The sequence below is a fragment of the Variovorax restrictus genome (assembly GCF_051216715.1).
Taxonomy (GTDB): Bacteria; Pseudomonadota; Gammaproteobacteria; order Burkholderiales; family Burkholderiaceae_C; genus Variovorax.
In genome coordinates this window covers 168,642-187,281 of the sequence record NZ_JBPJZH010000001.1, presented here as the reverse complement: position 1 = coordinate 187,281, position 18,640 = coordinate 168,642, and the positions used below count along the sequence as shown (strand labels likewise).

Here is an 18,640-nt window from a genome sequence, read left to right as displayed (position 1 = left end):
TCCGCCTAGACCGCGAACTTCGCCGCCGCCAGCGCCGTGCCTGCGCCCTCGAAGCGCTTGGCGATGGCCGTGAGCTGCGCTTCCAGAAATTCGAGGAACATGCCCATCGCGACTGTCGTGGTCTGGCCGCTGCGCTGGTACAGGCAGTCGTGCGACCAGGCGCCGGTGTCGGCCAGGCCCTGCCACACCAGCGTGCCGGCGGCCACGTCTTCGACCACGTTCTCGGGGATCAGGAAGCCGATGCCGACGCCGCTGCGCACCAGGCGCCGCACCATCGCCACCGAGCTGGTTTCGACCAGCGGCCGCGCCTTGCGGTGCTCGCGGTGGTCGATCTGGTCGACCATCGCGCGCAGCTCGGTGTCGGGCGTCATGAGGATCAGCGGGTGGTCGAGGCAGTCGCGCAGCCGTGGCACGCGACCCAGCTGGGTGAGCGCATGGCCGGGCGACGTGATCACGCCGAGCTGCTGCGCGAAGCCGCGCACCTCTTCCACGCCCGGGGGCGGCTTGCGGCGCAGGCAGAAGCCGATGTCGGCCTCGCCGGTGGCCACCCACTTGAGGATGTTCTCGCCGCTGCCCGAGCGCACGCTGTAGGTCACGCCGGGGTAGCGCTGCATCGCGACCTCGATCACGTCGGGCACCAGCTGCTCGGCTGACGAGTGCGACACCGCGAGGCTGATGTGGCCGCGCCGCAGCGCGCGCAGGTCTTCGACGCGCGACAGCGCGCTGTCGAAGTCGCGCTGGCTGCGGCGCACCGCTGCCACCATGATCTCGCCCGCGCTGGTCAGCTGCATGCCGCGCGGCAAGCGGTCGAACAGCGGGGTGCCGACCTGCGCCTCGAGGTTGAGGATCTGCTGGTGCACCGCGGCGGCGGTGAGGTGCAGCGACTCGGCCGCCTTCCGGATGGAGCCACGCCGCGCGACCTCGTCGAAACAGCGGAAAGACTGGGAAATGGCGACCATTGACGGACTGTACGGAATTTGCGAACGCGTCGTTCAAAAGAATCAGGTTTTCCAGACGCAAACAAGCGCCTAGATTCCGCTCCATCGCAGCCCGCCACTTCATCAGGAGCGTCTCTTGACCACCACTGTCGACCAGATCACCCAACGCCGCCGCGGCGTCGGCCTCATCGCCTATGACCCGGCGGCCTCGGCCGGCGGCTACACGCTGATCGCGCCGCAGACGGCCGACGGCCACGTCTACCTCGTCGGCATGGACGGCGAGGTGGTCCACCAGTGGAAGATGCCGCTGCGCGCGGGCCGCCACGCGGTGATCCTGCCGAACGGCCACATGGGCTACAACGGCAACCACGCGAACTCGCCCGACCTCTACCCGGCCTGGTCGATGTGGCACGGCGGCGATTTCTCCGAGGTCACGCCCGACGGCGAGGTGGTCTGGCACTACGAAGACCCGGCCCATCACCACGACGCCAAGTGGCTGGCCAACGGCCACTTGCTGTACGCGGCCTGCGCGCCGGTGCCGGCCGGCTTCGCCGATCGCGTGCCGGGTGGCACGGCGCACGGTCCCGACGAAACGATGGTCGGCGACGTGATCCGCGAAGTGAACCGCGCGGGCGAGCTGGTGTGGGAATGGAAGTCGTGGGAGCACCTCGCGCCGGAAGACTTCCCGATCCACCCCGGCTTCGGCCGCTACCACTGGCCGCTGGTCAACGGCCTCGACATCGACGCCGAAGGCCGCGTGCTGATGAGCCTGCGCACCACGGCCGGCATCATCGGCGTCGACAAGGCGAGTGGCGACGTGACGCTGCACATCCCGCCGAACGTGGTGTCGCACCAGCATGCGCCGATGGCGCTGCCCAATGGGCACATCCTGGCCTTCGACAACGGCAACTTCCGCACGGGCAGCCACGTGCCGTTCTCGCGCGTTGTCGAGATCGACCCGAAGACACGCGAGGTCGTCTGGTCGTACGCCGACGAGATGGTCAACGCCTTTTTCACCGCCTTCATGGGCAACGCGCAGCGGCTGTGGAACGGCAACACGCACGTCACCGAATCGGCCACCGGCCGGCTGTTCGAGGTGAACCCCGAAGGCGAAGTCGTGTGGGAATACATCCTGCCGTGGTTCGCCGAATACCCCGATGCGGCCGCCCGCAAGACCGGCCCCGGCCGACTGAACAGCGTGTTCCAGACCTGGCGCTACCAGGCGGCGCAGCTGCCTTGGTTGCGTGCCTGAAGCGCGTCTCTCGAACCCGATTCACGCATTCCCATCGAGCAACACCATGTCCAACACCACGCTTTCCATGACTTCCGCGCGCCGGCACGTCACCGCGTTCGCCTTCCTGCTGGCCACACCCCTGGCCGCTCTCGCGCAGCCGATGACCTGGCCTGCCGAGCCCATCACGGCCGTCGTGCCGTTCTCACCGGGCGGCAGCGTCGACGTGGCCGCACGCCTCCTCATGCCCAAGCTGGCCGAGCGGCTCAAGCAGACCATCGTGATCGAGAACACGGTCGGCGCGTCCGGCACCATCGCGACGCAGCGCGTCATCCGCGCAAAAGCCGACGGCTACACGATGCTCTTCGGCGTCAACAGCCCGGTCAGCGTGGCGCCGCTGGTGTCGCCCAACGTCTACAAGTACGACGCGCTGAAGGAGCTCACGCCGGTCGTCCCGGTCGCGGCCTCGCCCTTCGTGCTGGTGGGCCGGCCCGACCTGCCGGCACGCACCACGGCCGATCTGGTCAAGCTCATCCGCAGCCAGCCGGGCAAGATCAACTTCGGCACCGACGGCGTGGGCACCGGCCTGCACGTGACCGCCGAGATGATCAAGCAGCAGGCCGCGCTGGACATGGTGCACGTGCCCTACAAGTCGGGGCCGCAGGTGCTGACCGAAGTGGCTGGCGGGCAGATCGACCTGGCGGTGCTGCCGGTGGCGCTGGTGCAGGCCTTCATCCGCGACGGCAAGGTCCGCGGCTACGGCGTGACCTCGCGCCAGCGCTGGGCCACGCTGCCCGACGTGCCGAGCCTGTCGGAGACGGCGGAGTTCAAGACGCTGGATGTCGAATCGTGGCAGGGCCTGCTGGTGCCGGCGAAGACCGACCCCGCGATCGTCGAGCGCATCGCTCGCGAGATGACGGCGGTGCTGGCCGACCCGGACATGGTGCGGCGCCTCGCCGATGCCGGCTTCAAGCCGATGAAGATGACGCCCGCGCAGTTCGCGACCTTCCTGGCCGACGAGCGGCGCGACCTGGCGCGCATCATCGCGGCGGCGGGGATCAAGATCGAGTAAGCCGCGGCGCGGCGTGCCGCACGCGCGGTGGTCGCGTCGGAGAATGCAGCCATGCACGACATCCCCCTCATCGACATCGCGCCGCTCGCGTCCGGCGACCCGGCCGCGCGGCGCGCGATCGCCGCGCAAATCGGCCGGGCCTGCCGCGAGGTCGGCTTCTTCGTCATCACTGGCCACGGCGTGCCGGTGCCGCTGATCGACGCGACCTTCGCCGAGAGTGCGCGTCTCTTCGCGCAGCCCACCGAGGTCAAGCGAGCAATGTCGATTGACCGGCTCGGCAGCAACCGCGGCTACGTCGGCCTCGGCGTCGAGGCGCTCGACGAGAAGACCGCGGCGGACCACAAGGAAGCCTTCAACCTGATTTGGACCGACGGCGCGACCCGGCCCGACAACGTGTGGCCCGAACTGCCGGGCTTCCGCGACACGGTGCAGCGCTACTTCGATGCGGTGCTCGCGGTCGGTGCGCGGCTGCACCGGGCCTTCGCGCTGGACCTGGCCCTGCCCGAGGACTTCTTCGCCGACAAGATCGACCGCCCGCTCGCCACGCTGCGCCTGCTGCACTACCCGGTGCCCGCGCAGGCGGTGCCGGCCGGGCAGATAGGCGCCGGCACGCACACCGACTACGGCAACGTCACGCTGCTCGCGACCGACGGCGTGGCCGGCCTGCAGGTGCAGCGGCGCGATGGCGCGTGGCTCGATGCGCCGGCACTGCACGGCGCCTTCATCTGCAACATCGGTGACTGCCTGATGCGCTGGACCAACGACGTGTATGTGTCGACGCCGCACCGCGTCTTGAAGCCGGCGGCGCAGCGCTATTCGATCGCGCTGTTCGTCGACCCGAACCCCGATGCGCTGGTGAGCGCGATGCCGTCGTGCGTGCCCGAGGGCGAATCGCCGCGCTACGCGCCTGTCACGACGCAGGCTTACCTGCAGTCGCGCTTCGACGCGACTTACGGCGCGCGGGGCTGAGGCCCGCGCGCGCGGTCGCCGCGAGCTGCTGCATCAGCACGGTTTCTTCCGCGCGCAGTTGCGCATCGAGTGCCAGGAGCAGCTCGATGAACGCGCCCTCGGGCGCCGAGCGGCTGCGCCCGCGCAGGCGCGCGATGCCGAACTGCCCGACGCTGCCCAGCTCGAGGCCCGCGATGGCCTGCAGCTCGCCGCTGCGCAGCTGCGCCGCCACCATGAAGGCCGGCATCATCGAGATCGCGTCGGACTGCAGCAGCACGTCCTTGAGCACCGCGGCGCTGTCGCAGACGATGCGCAGCGGCTGGGCACTGGCGGCCTGTGGGCGCGCCGCCGGCGGCAAGGCCTGCGCCAGGCGCTGCTGCAGCGCCTGCGGCATCTGCGGCCCCGCCCAGGGGTAGGCCAGCAGCTCGGCCAGCGTGGGCGTGGCGAGCGCCGTCAGCGGATGGCCGGCGCGGCACACCGTCAGCGGCGGATGCGGCTTCAGCGCCGTGACCTCGATGGCATCGAGTCCCTGCACCTGGCTCAGCTCGGCCAGCATGAGGTCGATGTCGCGTGCGCGCAGGCGCTCGGGGAGCTCCTGCCAGGGCGCGATCACGATCTCCACCCGCAGCTGCGGGTGCTGGCGGCTCAACCGGCCCACGGCCGCCCCGACCAGCGAGGCGCCCGCAAAGGGCCCGGCGCCGATGCGCAGGGCGCCCAGCTCGGCACCCTTGGCCAGCTGCACGTCGCGCACCATTTCCTGCGCGGCCAGCGCCCAGTCGCGTGCGTAGTCGAGCAGCAAGTGGCCGATGGCCGTGGGCGTGACCTCGCCGCGACCCCGGTCGAACAGCTGCGCCTCGAGCGAGGCTTCGAGCGCCTGGATGCTGCGCGTGAGCGCGGGCTGGGTCAGGTGCAACGCGTCGGCCGCGCGCGCGTAGTGGCGGTGTTCGGCCAGGGCCAGCAAATGACGAAGGTGCCGGGTTTCGATCACGATGCGTACCAGTCATCAAAACGATGATTTTCATGCATTTGACTTCCAGTCGTGTTGTCGAAACCATGCGGGGCGCCACCCATCACGAACAAGAAAGAGAGACAACGATGGCCTTCCTCAAGACCGCATGGGTCCTGCTCGCATCGCTCGCGGCCGCGGCCTGCAGCACGCCCCCCGCCACGCCTTCGGCCACGGTCGCGCCCGGCGCCGCCATCGGCGCATCGCCCACCACGCAGACCCGGCAGGCGGCCGTGGCGCGCGACGCCGCGCTATATGACGCGGCCGGTCACGAGGACGCGCGCCGCGGCTTCATCGCCGCACCCTCGGGCCAGGTGCGCGCCGCCGATGGGCGCGTGATCTGGGACTTCGACGCCTTCCAGTTCGTGCGCGGTGCCGCGCCGGCCACCGTCAACCCCAGTCTGTGGCGGCAGGCCCTCCTGAACAACCAGATCGGCCTCTTCAAGGTGACGGAGGGCATCTGGCAACTGCGTGGCTTCGACCTGGCCAACCTCACGCTGATCGAGGGCCGCACCGGCTGGATCGTGGTGGACACGCTCACCTCGCGCGAAACCGCTGAGGCAGCGATGGCCTTCGCGCGGCAGCACCTGGGCAACAAGCCGGTGTCGGCCGTGGTCTTCACCCACAGCCACGTCGATCACTTCGGCGGCGCGCTCGGTGTGCTGCCGGCCGACGAGGCGCGGGCGCGGCAGGTGCCGGTGGTGGCGCCGGCCGGCTTCATGGAAGAGGCGACCAGCGAAAACCTGCTGGTCGGCACGGCAATGGCGCGGCGCGCGGGCTACATGTACGGCAACCTGCTGCCGCGCAGTGCCACCGGCGCGGTCGACACGGGGCTGGGCAAGGCGGTGTCGTTCGGCCGCATCGGCATCCTGCCGCCGACCCTGCTGATCGACCAGCCCACGCAGGCGGTCACGCTCGACGGCGTGCGCTTCGTGTTCCACAACGTGCCGGGCGCGGAGGCGCCGGCCGAGCTGATCTTCGCGGTGCCCGAGAAGCGTGCCTTCGGCGGCGCCGAGATGGTGTCGCACACCCTGCACAACCTCTACACGCTGCGTGGCGCCAAGGTGCGCGATGCGATGGGATGGGCGACCCACATCGACCAGGCGCTGGCGCACGTCGAGGGCGCCGACGTGCTCTTCAACCAGCACCACTGGCCGGTGTGGGGCCAGGAGAACATCCAGGCCTTCATGAAAGCGCAGCGCGACGCCTACCGCTTCATCCACGACCAGACGGTGCGCCATATCAACGCGGGCCTCACCGCGCCGGAGATCGCCGAGACGCTGCGCTTCCCGAGGTCGCTCGACCAGCAGTTGAGCGTGCATGGCTACTACGGCACCGTGAAGCACAACGTGCGTGCGGTCTACCAGTACTACATCGGCTGGTTCGATGCCCACCCGGCCAACCTCGACCCCCTGCCGCCGGTGGAGGCCGCGCAGCGCTACGTGCGACTGTTCGGCGGTGCCGACCGGGCCATCGCCGCCGCGCAGGAGGCGCACGACCGCGGCGAAGACCGCTGGGCTGCCGAGGTGCTCAAGCACGTGGTGCTGGCTGACGCCGGCAACCAGCCGGCCCGCGAGCTGCAGGCCCGCAGCTTCGAGCAGATGGGTTACCAGGCCGAGTCGGCACCCTGGCGCAACTTCTACCTGAGCGGCGCGCAGGAGCTGCGTCACGGCCCGCCGAAGGGCGGCGTCACGCGCACCGCGCTGCTCGACATGCTGCAGCACACGCCCACCGAACGTTTCCTCGAAGCCATGGCCGCCGGCCTCAACGGCCCGAAGGCCGACGGCGTGGCACTGCGCATCAACCTCGTGCTGCCCGACAGCAACGAACGCTTCGGCCTGTGGATCGAGAATGCGGTGCTGCACCACCGGCGCGGCGCGCTCGAGGGGCCGGTCGACACCACGCTCACCCTGAGCAAGCCCTTCTTCCTGCGCCTCGTCACGGGGCAGGCCGGCGCCGCCGAGCTGCTGACCTCGAAAGAGACGCGCATCGATGGCAGCGTGCTCGCGCTGCGCAGTTTCTTCGGCCTCATCGATCGGGCGCCGGGCACCTTTCCTATCGTCACCCGCTGACATGGACACGCCAACCTACGACGTCGACTGGATCGTCGTCGGCTCAGGCTTCGGCGGCAGCGTGGCGGCGCTGCGGCTCGCGCAGAAGGGCTACCGCGTGCAGGTGCTGGAGACCGGGCGGCGCTTTCGCGACGAGGACTTCGCGGTCAATGGCTGGGACGCGCGCAACACCTTCTGGGCGCCGCGCATCGGGCTGACGGGGCCGTCGCGCATCTCGGTCTTCAAGGACATCTTCGTTGCCAGCGGCGTCGGCGTGGGCGGCGGCAGCCTGGTCTACGCCAACACGCTGTACCGGGCCAAGCCCGAGTTCTTCGCGCACGAGAGCTGGGCCGACCTGGCCCCCGACGGCGATTGGGCGCGCGAGCTGGCGCCGCATTACGACACCGCCGAGCGCATGCTGGGCGTGCAGACCGTGCCCTGGGACAGCGCCGGCCAGCAACTGCTGCGCGAGATGGGCGCGCACTTCCGCGTGGCCGACACCTTCCGCCGCACGCCCTGCGCCGTGTTCTTCGGCGAAGAGGGTGTCACCGTGCCCGACCCATACTTCGACGGCAAAGGCCCGGCGCGCACCGGCTGCACGCGCTGCGGCGGCTGCACGATGGGCTGCCGCGTCGGCGCCAAGAACACGCTGGTCAAGAACTACCTCTGGTTCGCCGAACGCGCGGGGGCCCAGGTGCGCGCTGAGACCGAGGTCACCGACATCCGGCCGCTCGACGGCGGGGAGGGCGCCACGGGCTACGCGGTGCACCTGCGGTGCTCGACCGGCGGCGGTGCGCGTGCGGTGTCGGTGCTGCGCGCGCGCGGCGTGGTGGTGGCCGCGGGCGCGCTGGGCAGCAACCGGCTGCTGGCGCAATGCCGGTGGGTCGGCGGCTTGCCGAAGCTCAGCGCGCGGCTCGGTCAGAAGGTGCGCACCAACAGCGAATCGATCCTCGCCGTCACGCTGCCCGACGACCGCCTGCCCGTGCACCGCGACGTGTCGATCAGCGCCAGCATCCATGTCAGCGCCGACACGCACATCGAGTTCGTCACCTACGGCGAGAAGGGCGATGTGCTCCGGCTCTTCCACACGCTCTTGACGGGCGACGGCACACGGTTGACGCGCCCGCTCAAGCTGCTGGGGCAGGTGCTGCGCCATCCGTGGCGCTTCGTGCGCTCGCTGTCGCCGCGCTGCTGGGGCCGACGCACCGTGCTGCTGCTGGTGATGCAGTCGCTGGACAACGCGATGTCCTTCGTGGCGCACAAAAACTGGCGCGGGCAGGTCAGGCTGCAGACGCGGCAGGACCCGGAAAAGCCCAACCCCACCTTCATCGCCGAAGGCTTCGAAGCCGCCCAGTGGCTGGCCGCGCACACCGGCGGTGTGGCGCAGAGCACCACGACCGAGGCCTTGTTCAACATCCCGACGACGGCGCACCTCCTCGGCGGTGCCGTGATCGGACGCGATGCCGATGCCGGCGTGGTCGACCGCGACGGCCGGGCCTTCGGCTACCGCAACCTGCTGGTGTGCGACGGCTCGATCATGCCGGCCAACCCCGGCGTCAATCCGAGCCTGACCATCACCGCGCTGGCCGAGCGCATCATGGCGGCCGTGCCGGCGAACGCCGCATCGCCCCGCGCCTGATCCATCTCATCTCAGCTCATGACCTCGTCGCTCCAGTCCCTGTTCGATGCGCAACGCGCCGCGTCCCGCGGTCAGGCCGAGGTGCCGCTGGCGCTGCGCCGCGACCGGTTGCAGCGCCTGCAGCGACTGCTCGAACGCGACGGCGCTGCGCTGGCGGCGGCGGTCGACGCGGACTTCGGCAACCGCTCGGCGCGGCTCACCGAAGTGGCCGACCTGATGGTGCTGCGCGCGACGATCGCCGACGCGTTGCGCCATCTGGCGCGCTGGTCGCGTCCGCAGCGCGTGCGCACGCCGCTCTACCTGTTGCCCGCGCGCGGCTGGGTGCAGCGCCAACCGGTGGGCGTGGTGGGCGTGATCTCGCCGTGGAACTACCCGCTGCAGCTGTCGCTCGGGCCCACCGCCAGCGCGCTGGCGGCGGGCAATCGCGTGATGCTCAAACCCAGCGAGCTCACGCCGCGCACCTCGGCGCTGCTGGCCGCGTGCGTGGCGCGCGACTTCGCGGCCGACGAGTTCTGCGTGGTCAACGGCGATGCGGCGCTGGCCGCCGCGTTCTCGCGCCTGCCCTTCGACCATCTGTTCTTCACCGGCTCGACCAGCGTGGGCCGCCAGGTAGCCGCAGCGGCGGCCGCCAACCTGACACCGACCACGCTCGAACTGGGCGGCAAGTCGCCCTGCATCCTCGACGCTTCATGCCGTGTCGAGGACGCGGCCGTGAAGATCGCGCACGGCAAGTTGCTCAACGCGGGCCAGACCTGCATCGCGCCCGACTACGTGCTGCTGCCGCGCACCATGGAGGCGGCTTTCGTCGAGGCCTTCACGCAGGCGGCCAACCGCCTGTTCCCGCGCTTCGAGGGCAACCCCGACTACGCCGCGCTCGTGAGCGAGCGCCATGCCGCGCGCCTCGAGGCGCTGGTGGCCGATGCGCAAGCCCGGGGTGCGCGTGTGCATGCCGTGGCGGCGCCGCCCTCGGGCGACAGCGGCACACGGCAGGTGGTGCCGCGCCTGGTGCTGGGCGCCACGCCCGACATGGCACTGATGCAACAGGAGATCTTCGGGCCCGTGCTGCCCATCGTCCTTTGCGAATCCACGGCCGAGGCCATCGCCTTCATCAACGCCCGCCCGCGTCCCCTGGCGCTCTACTGGTTCGGCGACGACAGCGCGCAGCGCAATGCGGTGCTGCAGGGCACCGTGAGCGGCGGCGTGACGGTGAACGACACGCTCATGCACATCGCGCACGAGCGCCTGCCCTTCGGCGGCGTGGGCGAAAGCGGCTGGGGCGCGTCGCACGGCGAAGCGGGCTTCCTGCGCTTCACGCACGAGAAGGCGGTGTTCGCCCAGTCGAGATGGGCCGGTGGCCAGCTGCTGTATCCACCTTATGGCCCGCGCTTCGACCGGATGATGCGGCTGCTGCGTCGCCTGGTGTAGCGCGCCGCGCGGCTTTCAGAGCGGATGCTCGGTGTAGAAGCGCCCGCCGTGGAACAGCAGCGGCGATGCACCCGGCGTGTGCGTGCAGCGCTCTACCTCGCCCACGAAGATCACGTGGTCGCCTTCGTCGTAGCGGCTGCGGTTGAAGCACTCGAAGCTGGCCGCGGCGCCCGCGAGCACCGGCGCGCCGCCGATGCCTTCGGTGAACACCACGTCCTGCCACCGGTCGTCGCGCTTCTTCGCGAAGCGCTCGGCCAGTTCTTTCTGGCTCGCAGACAGGATGTTGACGGCGTAGTGCGAACCGGTGCTCAGCGTCGGCATCGAGCCCGCGCTCAGCGCCAGGCTCCACAGCACCAGCGGGGGATTCAGCGACACCGAGTTGAAGGAGTTGGCGGTGAGCCCGACCAGGGAGCCATCGGCCGCGCGCGCCGTGACGATGGTCACGCCGGTGGCGAACATGCCGAGTGCCTGACGGAATTCGTCGGCCGAGAAGGAGGGCGGCTGCGCCTGGACGGGAACGTTCACGGGGAGAAGATGCGAAGAAGGCGGAGGCCCATTCTGGCCGATGCGCCGCGCCCGCTCTGTCGCGTGGGCTATCCAAAGAACCAGTAGCAGACCGCGATGGCCGCGACCACGCCCGCGAACTCGGCCGCCAGCGCACAGGCCACCGCATGCCGCGCCCGCTGGATGCCGACCGCGCCGAAGTACACCGCGAGCACATAGAAGGTGGTCTCGGTGCTGCCCTGGATCGTGGCGGCGACCAGCGACGGGAAGCTGTCGACGCCCTGGCTCTTCATGGTCTCGATCAGCATCGCGCGGGCCGCGCTGCCGGAGAAGGGTTTGACCAGGGCGGTGGGCAGCGCGTCGACGAAGCGCGTGTCCCAGCCGGTCTGCAGCACCAGCCAGCGGATGCCGTCGAGCGCGATGTCGAGCGCACCTGACGCCCGCAGCACGCCGATGGCGCAGAGCATCGCCACCAGATAGGGCAGCAGGTTCTTCGCGACGTCAAAGCCTTCCTTGGCGCCTTCGATGAAGCGTTCGTAGACCGGCACGCGCCGCAGCGCGCCGATTAGCAGGAAGGCGATCACGAGGCCGAAAAGCACGAGGTTGCCGAGCAGCGACGACAGGGCGGCCAGCGCGGCGGACGAGAGCGTCGCGAGCAGCGCCATGAAGCCGCCGAGCAGCAGCGCGCCGGGCAGCAGGTAGGCCAGCACGACCGGGTCCCAGAGCTTGAGCCGCTGCACGATCGCCACCGACAGCAGGCCGACCAACGTCGAGGCACTGGTCGCCAGCAAGATCGGCAGAAACACCAGCGTCGGGTCGGCCGCGCCCTGCTGCGCGCGATACATGAAGATCGTCACCGGCAGCAGCGTGAGCGACGAGGCGTTGAGCACCAGGAACAGGATCTGCGCGTTGCTCGCTGCCGTGGGGTGCGGGTTGAGCGTCTGCAGCTCGCGCATGGCCTTCAGGCCGATGGGCGTGGCCGCGTTGTCCAGCCCCAGCGCGTTGGCGGCGAAGTTCATGGTGATCAGGCCGAGCGCCGGGTGCCCGGCCGGCACCTCGGGCATCAGGCGCCGGAACAGCGGGCCGAGCAGCCGCGCCAGCCACGCGACCAGGCCGGCCGCTTCGGCGATGCGCAGCAGGCCGAGCCACAGCGTCAGCGTGCCGAAGAGCAGCACCATCACCTCGACCGCCAGCTTCGCCATGGCGAACAGGCTCTCGACCATCGCGGCGAACACTGTCGGGTCGCCGCCGACCAGCCAGCGGGCCAGCCCGGCGACCGCCGCGACCATGAAGAAGCCGAGCCACAGGCCGTTGAGCATCAGGCGACCTCGATCAGCAGGTCGGGGCGGAAGCCGTCCTGCTCGCCTTTCGACGCGTAGCCGAGCGGGTTGGCGATCACGCGGCAGCCGTCCTTCACGTAGTCGAAGGCGCAGTGCAGGTGGCCGTGCAGCCACAAGTCGGCTTGGGGGAGCAGGTGGTCGAGGCTGTTGCAGAACCCGGCGGTGCCGGCGCGCAGGCCGTAGCGCGGGTCGGCGCTGGCCAGGGTGGGGGCGAAATGGGTCACGGCGACGGTCGTGCCGTCGAAGGGCTGGGCGAGCGCTTCGGTCAGCCACGCTTCGCAAGTGAGCGCGTGCTCTCGGATTTGCGCGGCCATGAATGGGTGGCCGCCGCGGCTGGCAGCCGCTTTCGCCAGGTAGAAATCGGCCGAGCGCATCGCCTTGCCGCGCTTCTTGAGCCGCTCGCCCAGGTCATCGGTCGGCGCGACCAGCGCGTCGAAATCGGCCCACAGCGTGGTGCCGACGAAGCGCACGCCGCCGTGCACCACGGTTTCGCGCTCCAGCCAGACGATGCCGAGCTCGTCGCACAGTGTGCGCAGCCGCGCGTGGGTGGTGTCGAAGTCGGTCGCGTCGTACTCGTGGTTGCCGGGCACATAGAACACCGGCGTCGGCCAGCCGTTCCGGGGGGAGAAACGGCCGAGGCCGAAATCCGTGTCTTCCAGCCGGGAGCCGGTCTGGTAGGAGCCGACGTCGCCGGCCAGCACCAGCAGATCCGCCCCCGGCGCGGGCGCGATGCGCAGGCGGGGGTGCGACTCCAGGTGCAGGTCGGAGAGCAGCTGAAGCTTCATTGCGCCCAGTCTAGGCGAATGTAGTTATGTGCAAGGCGCATAAGGTTGCGGTGGAAAGCATAGGGATAACCCTTAATCTATGGCTTAGTCCAAACACCAGCGCGGGATCAGGCCGCGCACACACCATGACCCGTCTGTTCGCCCAACTCGCCAGTTTCTTTCGTTCTACCGCTGACGAAGCACCTTCCAGCCCTGCATCGCTCCTGATGGAGAGCGCCGACCTCCGTGCCGGCCACGACGCCCATGACGCGCAAGACCTGCGCGTCGCCGCCAGCGCCTGGCTGCGCGTGGTTCGCTGAACCGTCCCTTGCATCGTCACGGCGTGATCGCCGTCCCCGGGGCAGGTTGCCCCAGTAGCGAGCGCGCGAACGCCGCCGCCGCCGAGCGCACCAGCGCCGCGCGCAACCATTCGTGCGCATGCCCGTGCTGCGCCCGCCGGTGCCAGACCGCGTCCACGTGGACCAGCGGCTGGTCGAACGGCAGATCGCTCAGCACCAGCTGTTCGTCGATGCCGGTCACCCGCACGAAATGCCGTGGCAGGACCGTGAGCAGGTCGGAATTCGCCACCACGCGGCCGGCCGTGAAGAACTGATTCACCGTGACCGCGATGCGGCGCTCCCGCCCCAGCGCGGCCAGCGTCTGGTCGATGAAGCCGTAGGGCCGGCCCGAAAAGCTCACCAGCAGGTGGCGCGCGGCGCAGTAGTCGTCGATCGTCAGCGGCTTGTCCGCCAGCGGATGCCCACGCCGCATCACGCACACGTATTGGCCGACATAGAGCCGCTGCGCCTCGAAAGGCACGGCGGCGCCGGACTGGCCGCGCGCGGTCAGCCCGGCGATCACGGCGGGGAAGTAGCCGATGGCCATGTCGGCTTCCTCGCGCTCGAGCAACTGGCGCGGGTCGCGCGTGGTCAGCGGCACGACGCGCACCGAGATCGCCGGCGCCTCGGCCTGCATGATCTGGACGAGGCCAGGGATCAGCTCGGCCGCGGTGGCATCGGCCATCGCCAGCACGAAGGTGGTGTCGGCGATGGCGGCATCGAACTCATTGGGCGCCAGGGTGTGTTGCAGTTGCTGCAGGGCGTCGCGCACGGTCGGCCACAAGGCAAGTGCGCGGGGTGTCGGCTCCACGCCGGCGCCGGAGCGCCGCACCAGCTCGTCGCCCAGCACCTCGCGCAGCCGTCGCAGCGCGTTGCTCACCGCGGGCTGCGTCAGCGACAGGTTGCGGGCGGCGCGCGTCAGGTTGCGCTCGGCCATCACCTCGTCGAAAACGCGCAGCAGGTTGAGATCCAGCGTGCGAAAGTTGACGTTCATCATCGTGGTGAATGATAAACATCAGAAAGATAAAGTGGCGGAACACTAGGGTAACCCCTAACATTCGATCCATCGGCTTCTTGCCATTCATCCCTTGGAGGGAATTCTCATGACCAGCTTTGTCCACGTCGAACAACCCGCGGCTCATCCGGGCGTCGCCCGCGCCGAAGCCGTTTTTGACCACCTCCGCAGCACGCGCGGCTTCAACGGCTCGCGCGGCCTGGCAGCCTTGCTGCTTGCCGCCATCGTGTCGGCCATGCTCGTCGTCGCCGACAAGCTGGTGTCGAACCTCAACGAAGGCGGCCTGCTCGCTGCCTGGCTGGTGATGTGGGGCGTGGCGTTTGTCGCCCTGGCCTTCTTCGCCGACACCGCCCGCACCCTGGCCGTCCGTGCCACCGCCGGCTGGGCCGCCTACGCCCGCCGCCGTGACGCCGCGCAAGCCGACGCCCGTTTCCTGGCCTACGCCAAGTACGACCAGCGCATCATGAACGACATCCAGGCCGCCGTGACCCGCCACGAAGCGGTGACCGGCGCCCCGGCCGCCGTGCCGGCCCAGCTGGCTCGCGCCATGATGGCCCAGCGCTCGGCCGATGTGAAGGTGCCGACGCTGTACGAAGCCATGCGCCGCGTGAACCTCGGCAAGTACTACTGAGCCCTGCGCTGAGCGCAAAGAAAAAGCCGCCCTCGGGCGGCTTTCTTCATGGGCGCACGAGGCGCCCTTCGCGCGTTCAGGCCGCGAGGCGCTGCTCGATGGCTGCCTTGGTTTCCGGCAGTTCCTTCGGCAGATGGTGTGCCAGTTGCTCGAACAGTTCGGTGTGCAGCTTCAGCTCGGCCTGCCAGGCGGCTTTGTCGATGCTGGTGACCGTGTCGAACTGGGCGGCGCTGAAGTCCAGCCCGGTCCAGTTGAGGTCTTCATAACGCGGTGACACGCCGAAGACATGCTCGGTGCCCGAGGCCTTGGCTTCGATGCGGTCGATCATCCACTTGAGCACGCGCATGTTCTCGCCATAGCCCGGCCAGACGAACTTGCCGTCGGCGCCCTTGCGGAACCAGTTGGTCGTGTAGATCTTCGGCAACGTGGCGCCCGAGCCTTCCAGCTTCTTGCCCAGGTCGAGCCAGTGCTGGAAGTAGTCGCTCATGTTGTAGCCCATGAAGGGCAGCATGGCGAACGGGTCGCGGCGCACCACGCCGGCCTGGCCGGTGGCCGCAGCGGTGGTTTCCGAACCCATCGTGGCGGCCATGTAGACACCTTCGGTCCAGCTGCGCGCTTCGGTCACCAGCGGCACGGTGGTCGAACGGCGGCCGCCGAAGATGAAGGCGTCGATCTTCACGCCCTTCGGGTCGTCCCAGGCCTCGTCGAGCGCCGGGTTGTTGGTGGCGGCGACGGTGAAGCGGGCGTTCGGGTGCGCGGCGGGCTTGAGCTTGCCGCCGACCCCGTCGGCCTTGGCGCTCTCCGGCGTCCAGTCCTTGCCCTGCCAGTCGATGAGGTGCGCGGGCAGCGCCTTGCCTTCCGCGTCCTGCTCCATGCCTTCCCACCAGACGTCGCCATCGTCGGTCAGGGCGACGTTGGTGAAGATCACGTCCTTGTCCAGGCTGCGCATGCAGTTCGGGTTGGTCGTGTAGTTGGTGCCGGGCGCGACGCCGAAGTAGCCCGCTTCGGGGTTGATGGCGCGCAGCGAGCCGTCGGCCTGCGGCTTGATCCAGGCGATGTCGTCGCCGATGGTCGTGACCTTCCAGCCCTCGAAGCCGGCCGGCGGCACGAGCATCGAGAAGTTGGTCTTGCCGCAGGCGCTCGGGAAGGCGGCGGCCACGTGGTACTTCTTGCCTTCGGGGTTGGTCACGCCCAGGATCAGCATGTGCTCGGCCAGCCAGCCTTCGTCACGCCCCATGGTCGAGGCGATGCGCAGCGCGAAGCACTTCTTGCCCAGCAGTGCGTTGCCGCCGTAGCCCGAACCGTAGCTCCAGATCTCGCGGGTTTCCGGGTAGTGGACGATGTACTTGGTGGTGTTGCAGGGCCAGGCGACGTCCTTCTGGCCGGCCTCGAGCGGTGCGCCGACGGTGTGCACGCAGGGCACGAACTCGCCGTCGCTGCCCAGCACGTCGTACACGGCTTGGCCCATGCGGGTCATGATCTTCATGTTGACCGCGACGTACGCGCTGTCGGACAGCTCGATGCCGACGTGCGCGATCGGCGAGCCCAGCGGGCCCATCGAGAAGGGCACCACGTACATCGTGCGGCCCTTCATGCAACCGTCGAAAAGCGGCTGCAAGGTCGCACGCATCTCGGCGGGCGCCATCCAGTTGTTGGTCGGGCCGGCGTCTTCCTTCTTGGCCGAGCAGATGTAGGTGCGGTCTTCGACCCGGGCCACGTCGACCGGGTCGGAGTTCGCCAGGAAGGAGTTGGGCCGCTTGGCCGGGTTGAGCTTCTTGAAGGTGCCGGCGTCGACCAGTTGCTGGCAGAGGCGGTCGTACTCTTCGGTGCTGCCGTCGCACCAGTAGACGCTCTCGGGCTTGCACAGGGCGGCCATCTCGGCGACCCAGGCGATCAGTTTGGCATTCCTCACATAGCTCGGCGCCTGAATGGGCAGGCCCTTCATCGTGGGTGCGTTCATCGAAAGTCTCCAGGAGTTGAAAAATCGTCTTTTCGAGCGGGGCTCGTGCCGGCGGGAGGGCCGTTGGAAAAAACGTTTTCGCTCTGTGCGGCTCTTGGGCCGCGTCGATGGAAGCGAGGGCGACCGGGCTTCGGGCGCAGGTGAGGGCGTGAAATGACCGTCGCGAGCGGCCCGAGCTTGCGTCGAGGACCGCAGCCGTACTCAGGTACGGCGAGGACCGCAAATGCGAGATCGGGTCGCGCAGCAGGTCAGTTCATGCCCTCAAGCCATGTAGATGGCGATGGAGGCTAGGAGCAGCATCAGCACGCCCCCCACCAGCGGCAGCACGATCGGCATCAGGTGCACGACCGACTCGACCGCATCTTTCTCGACCAGGGCGTCGTGGCCGGGCTCAACAGGGGTGGGGGTGGACATGAGTAGTTCCTTTGTATTCAAACCGGAGATTGCCTCCATTTTAGCCAACCGACCCCGGCGCCGCCCCAGGGCCTTCCCGGGGCCAGGGTCAATGCGACTGCTGTTCTTGCGCCTCGAAGCCCGCCTGACGCAACGCGGCCAGCACGGCGGCCAAGTGCTCGCGCCCCCGTGTCTGCAGCACCAGCTCGATCTCCACGTTCTGGGCCGCCAGCATGGTGAAGGCCCGCTGGTGGTGCACCTCGTCGATGTTGGCGCCCGCTTCGGCGACCGTCGTGGTGATGCGGGCGAGCATGCCCGGCACATCGCGGGCGCTCACGCGCAGCCGGGCCAACCGGCCCGCCCGCACCATGCCGCGCTCGATGATGGCCGCGAGCAGCAGCGGGTCGATGTTGCCGCCGCAGAGAACCAGCCCGACCTTCTTGCCGCGAAAGCGCTCGGGGTGCCGCAGCAGCGCGGCCAGCCCCACGGCGCCAGCGCCTTCGACCACGGTCTTCTCGATCTCGAGCAGCATCAGCACGGCCTGCTCGATGTCGCCCTCGTCGACCAGGAGCATGTCGTCGATCAGCGCTTTGATGATCTCCTGCGTCAACACGCCCGGCGTGCCCACGGCGATGCCTTCGGCGATCGAATTACTGCCCTGCGCATGGTGGGTGCCCTTGATCGCGTTGACCATCGCCGGGAAGCGCGACGTCTGCACGCCGACGATCTCGATGCCGGGCTTGAGCGCCCGCGCGGCCACGGCCATACCCGAGATCAGCCCACCGCCGCCGACCGCGATCACCAGCGTGTCGAGGTCCGGCACGGTGGCGAGCATTTCGAGCGCGATGGTGCCCTGGCCCGCGATGATCGCTTCGTCGTCGTAGGGATGCACGAAGGTGAGACCGTCGCGCTCGGCCAGCTCGAAGGCGTGGGCGCGGGCGGCGTCGAGCGTGTCGCCGTGCAGCACCACCTCGGCGCCGAAGCTGCGGGTGCGCTCGATCTTCACGCCGGGCGTGAAGCGCGGCATCACGATGACCGCCTTCATGCCCAGCCGCTGCGCGTGGTACGCCACGCCCTGCGCATGGTTGCCTGCGGACATCGCCACCACGCCACGCACCCCGGCCTCGGCCAGGTCGACCAGCTTGTTGCAGGCGCCGCGCTCCTTGAACGAGGCGGTGAACTGCAGGTTCTCGAATTTGAGGAAGACCTGGGCGCCGACGATGTCCGACAGCGTGCGTGACTCGACGCACGGCGTCGCCAGCAGCTGGCCCTGGAGGCGCACCGCGGCGCGTTCGATGTCTTGGATTCCGATCATGGCCGGCATTGTGGGATGGATTTGCAACATTGGGAGATTTCCCGATGCGCTGTCTTCCACAACACAAAAC

Annotated in this window: 17 protein-coding genes; 8 read left to right on the top strand and 9 right to left on the bottom strand. The window is 69.3% G+C overall.

Features of this window, described 5'->3' with window-relative positions; translation table 11 throughout:
* Positions 1 to 5: 5 nt before the first annotated feature.
* Complete coding sequence (locus ACSFA0_RS00865; protein ID WP_435448345.1) at positions 6 to 959, bottom strand: LysR family transcriptional regulator; 954 nt, start codon at positions 957 to 959, stop codon at positions 6 to 8.
* 115 nt (positions 960 to 1,074) lie between these two features.
* Between ACSFA0_RS00865 and ACSFA0_RS00860 the strand changes: the two genes are divergently transcribed.
* The 3 genes from ACSFA0_RS00860 (at position 1,075) to ACSFA0_RS00850 (ending at position 4,210) form a co-directional block, all read left to right on the top strand.
* The gene (locus ACSFA0_RS00860) at positions 1,075 to 2,190 is read left to right on the top strand and encodes an aryl-sulfate sulfotransferase (RefSeq protein WP_435448344.1); all 1,116 of its coding nucleotides are present in this window, start codon (positions 1,075 to 1,077) and stop codon (positions 2,188 to 2,190) included.
* Between the two features lie 67 nt (positions 2,191 to 2,257).
* Entirely contained in the window at positions 2,258 to 3,241 is a 984-nt protein-coding gene (locus tag ACSFA0_RS00855) for a Bug family tripartite tricarboxylate transporter substrate binding protein (RefSeq protein ID WP_435448343.1), read from the top strand.
* 51 nt (positions 3,242 to 3,292) lie between these two features.
* Complete coding sequence (locus tag ACSFA0_RS00850; protein WP_435448342.1) at positions 3,293 to 4,210, top strand: isopenicillin N synthase family dioxygenase; 918 nt, start codon at positions 3,293 to 3,295, stop codon at positions 4,208 to 4,210.
* Here the strand turns inward: ACSFA0_RS00850 and ACSFA0_RS00845 are convergent.
* Positions 4,152 to 5,177, bottom strand: a complete 1,026-nt coding sequence (locus tag ACSFA0_RS00845; protein ID WP_435448341.1) for a LysR family transcriptional regulator — start codon at positions 5,175 to 5,177, stop codon at positions 4,152 to 4,154. The genes ACSFA0_RS00850 and ACSFA0_RS00845 overlap by 59 nt on opposite strands.
* Before the next feature lie 107 nt (positions 5,178 to 5,284).
* On the opposite strand from ACSFA0_RS00845, the gene ACSFA0_RS00840 reads away from it, so the two are divergent.
* The 3 genes from ACSFA0_RS00840 to ACSFA0_RS00830 are packed head-to-tail and all read left to right on the top strand — an operon-like array spanning position 5,285 to position 10,310.
* A complete protein-coding gene (locus ACSFA0_RS00840) occupies positions 5,285 to 7,267 on the top strand; it encodes an alkyl/aryl-sulfatase (protein ID WP_435448340.1) in 1,983 nt (660 codons plus the stop codon).
* Between the two features lies 1 nt (position 7,268).
* Positions 7,269 to 8,885, top strand: coding sequence for a GMC oxidoreductase (locus ACSFA0_RS00835; protein ID WP_435448339.1), 1,617 nt, complete (start codon positions 7,269 to 7,271; stop codon positions 8,883 to 8,885).
* 18 nt (positions 8,886 to 8,903) lie between these two features.
* Positions 8,904 to 10,310: an aldehyde dehydrogenase family protein gene (locus ACSFA0_RS00830; RefSeq protein ID WP_435448338.1), complete on the top strand. Its 1,407-nt coding sequence runs from the start codon at positions 8,904 to 8,906 to the stop codon at positions 10,308 to 10,310.
* Positions 10,311 to 10,325: 15 nt separating this feature from the next.
* On the opposite strand, the gene ACSFA0_RS00825 is transcribed toward ACSFA0_RS00830, so the two are convergent.
* The 3 genes from ACSFA0_RS00825 to ACSFA0_RS00815 form a co-directional block, all read right to left on the bottom strand.
* A complete protein-coding gene (locus ACSFA0_RS00825; protein ID WP_435450871.1) occupies positions 10,326 to 10,769 on the bottom strand; it encodes a flavin reductase family protein in 444 nt (147 codons plus the stop codon).
* Positions 10,770 to 10,903: 134 nt separating this feature from the next.
* Positions 10,904 to 12,133: a nucleoside recognition domain-containing protein gene (locus tag ACSFA0_RS00820; protein ID WP_435448337.1), complete on the bottom strand. Its 1,230-nt coding sequence runs from the start codon at positions 12,131 to 12,133 to the stop codon at positions 10,904 to 10,906.
* Positions 12,133 to 12,939, bottom strand: coding sequence for a metallophosphoesterase (locus tag ACSFA0_RS00815; protein ID WP_435448336.1), 807 nt, complete (start codon positions 12,937 to 12,939; stop codon positions 12,133 to 12,135). Before ACSFA0_RS00815 ends, ACSFA0_RS00820 begins: the two co-directional genes overlap by 1 nt.
* A 125-nt stretch (positions 12,940 to 13,064) precedes the next feature.
* Here ACSFA0_RS00815 and ACSFA0_RS00810 point away from each other — a divergent pair, with 125 nt between their 5' ends.
* Positions 13,065 to 13,238 carry a hypothetical protein gene (locus ACSFA0_RS00810; RefSeq protein ID WP_435448335.1) on the top strand — a complete coding sequence of 58 codons (174 nt, stop codon included), beginning with the start codon at positions 13,065 to 13,067 and terminating at the stop codon, positions 13,236 to 13,238.
* A gap of 16 nt (positions 13,239 to 13,254) precedes the next feature.
* Here the strand turns inward: ACSFA0_RS00810 and ACSFA0_RS00805 are convergent, their stop codons facing one another.
* A complete protein-coding gene (locus tag ACSFA0_RS00805) occupies positions 13,255 to 14,250 on the bottom strand; it encodes a LysR family transcriptional regulator (protein ID WP_435450870.1) in 996 nt (331 codons plus the stop codon).
* Positions 14,251 to 14,359: 109 nt separating this feature from the next.
* Here ACSFA0_RS00805 and ACSFA0_RS00800 point away from each other — a divergent pair, with 109 nt between their 5' ends.
* The gene (locus ACSFA0_RS00800; RefSeq protein ID WP_435448334.1) at positions 14,360 to 14,902 is read left to right on the top strand and encodes a hypothetical protein; all 543 of its coding nucleotides are present in this window, start codon (positions 14,360 to 14,362) and stop codon (positions 14,900 to 14,902) included.
* 76 nt (positions 14,903 to 14,978) lie between these two features.
* Here the strand turns inward: ACSFA0_RS00800 and ACSFA0_RS00795 are convergent, their stop codons facing one another.
* The 3 genes from ACSFA0_RS00795 to ACSFA0_RS00785 form a co-directional block, all read right to left on the bottom strand.
* On the bottom strand, positions 14,979 to 16,862 hold the full coding sequence (locus ACSFA0_RS00795) for a phosphoenolpyruvate carboxykinase (GTP) (RefSeq protein ID WP_435448333.1): 1,884 nt from the start codon (positions 16,860 to 16,862) through the stop codon (positions 14,979 to 14,981).
* Between the two features lie 261 nt (positions 16,863 to 17,123).
* Entirely contained in the window at positions 17,124 to 17,276 is a 153-nt protein-coding gene (locus ACSFA0_RS00790) for a hypothetical protein (protein ID WP_435448332.1), read from the bottom strand.
* An 88-nt stretch (positions 17,277 to 17,364) separates the two neighbouring features.
* Positions 17,365 to 18,570, bottom strand: a complete 1,206-nt coding sequence (locus ACSFA0_RS00785; RefSeq protein ID WP_435448331.1) for a threonine ammonia-lyase — start codon at positions 18,568 to 18,570, stop codon at positions 17,365 to 17,367.
* Between the last annotated feature and the right edge of the window lie 70 nt (positions 18,571 to 18,640).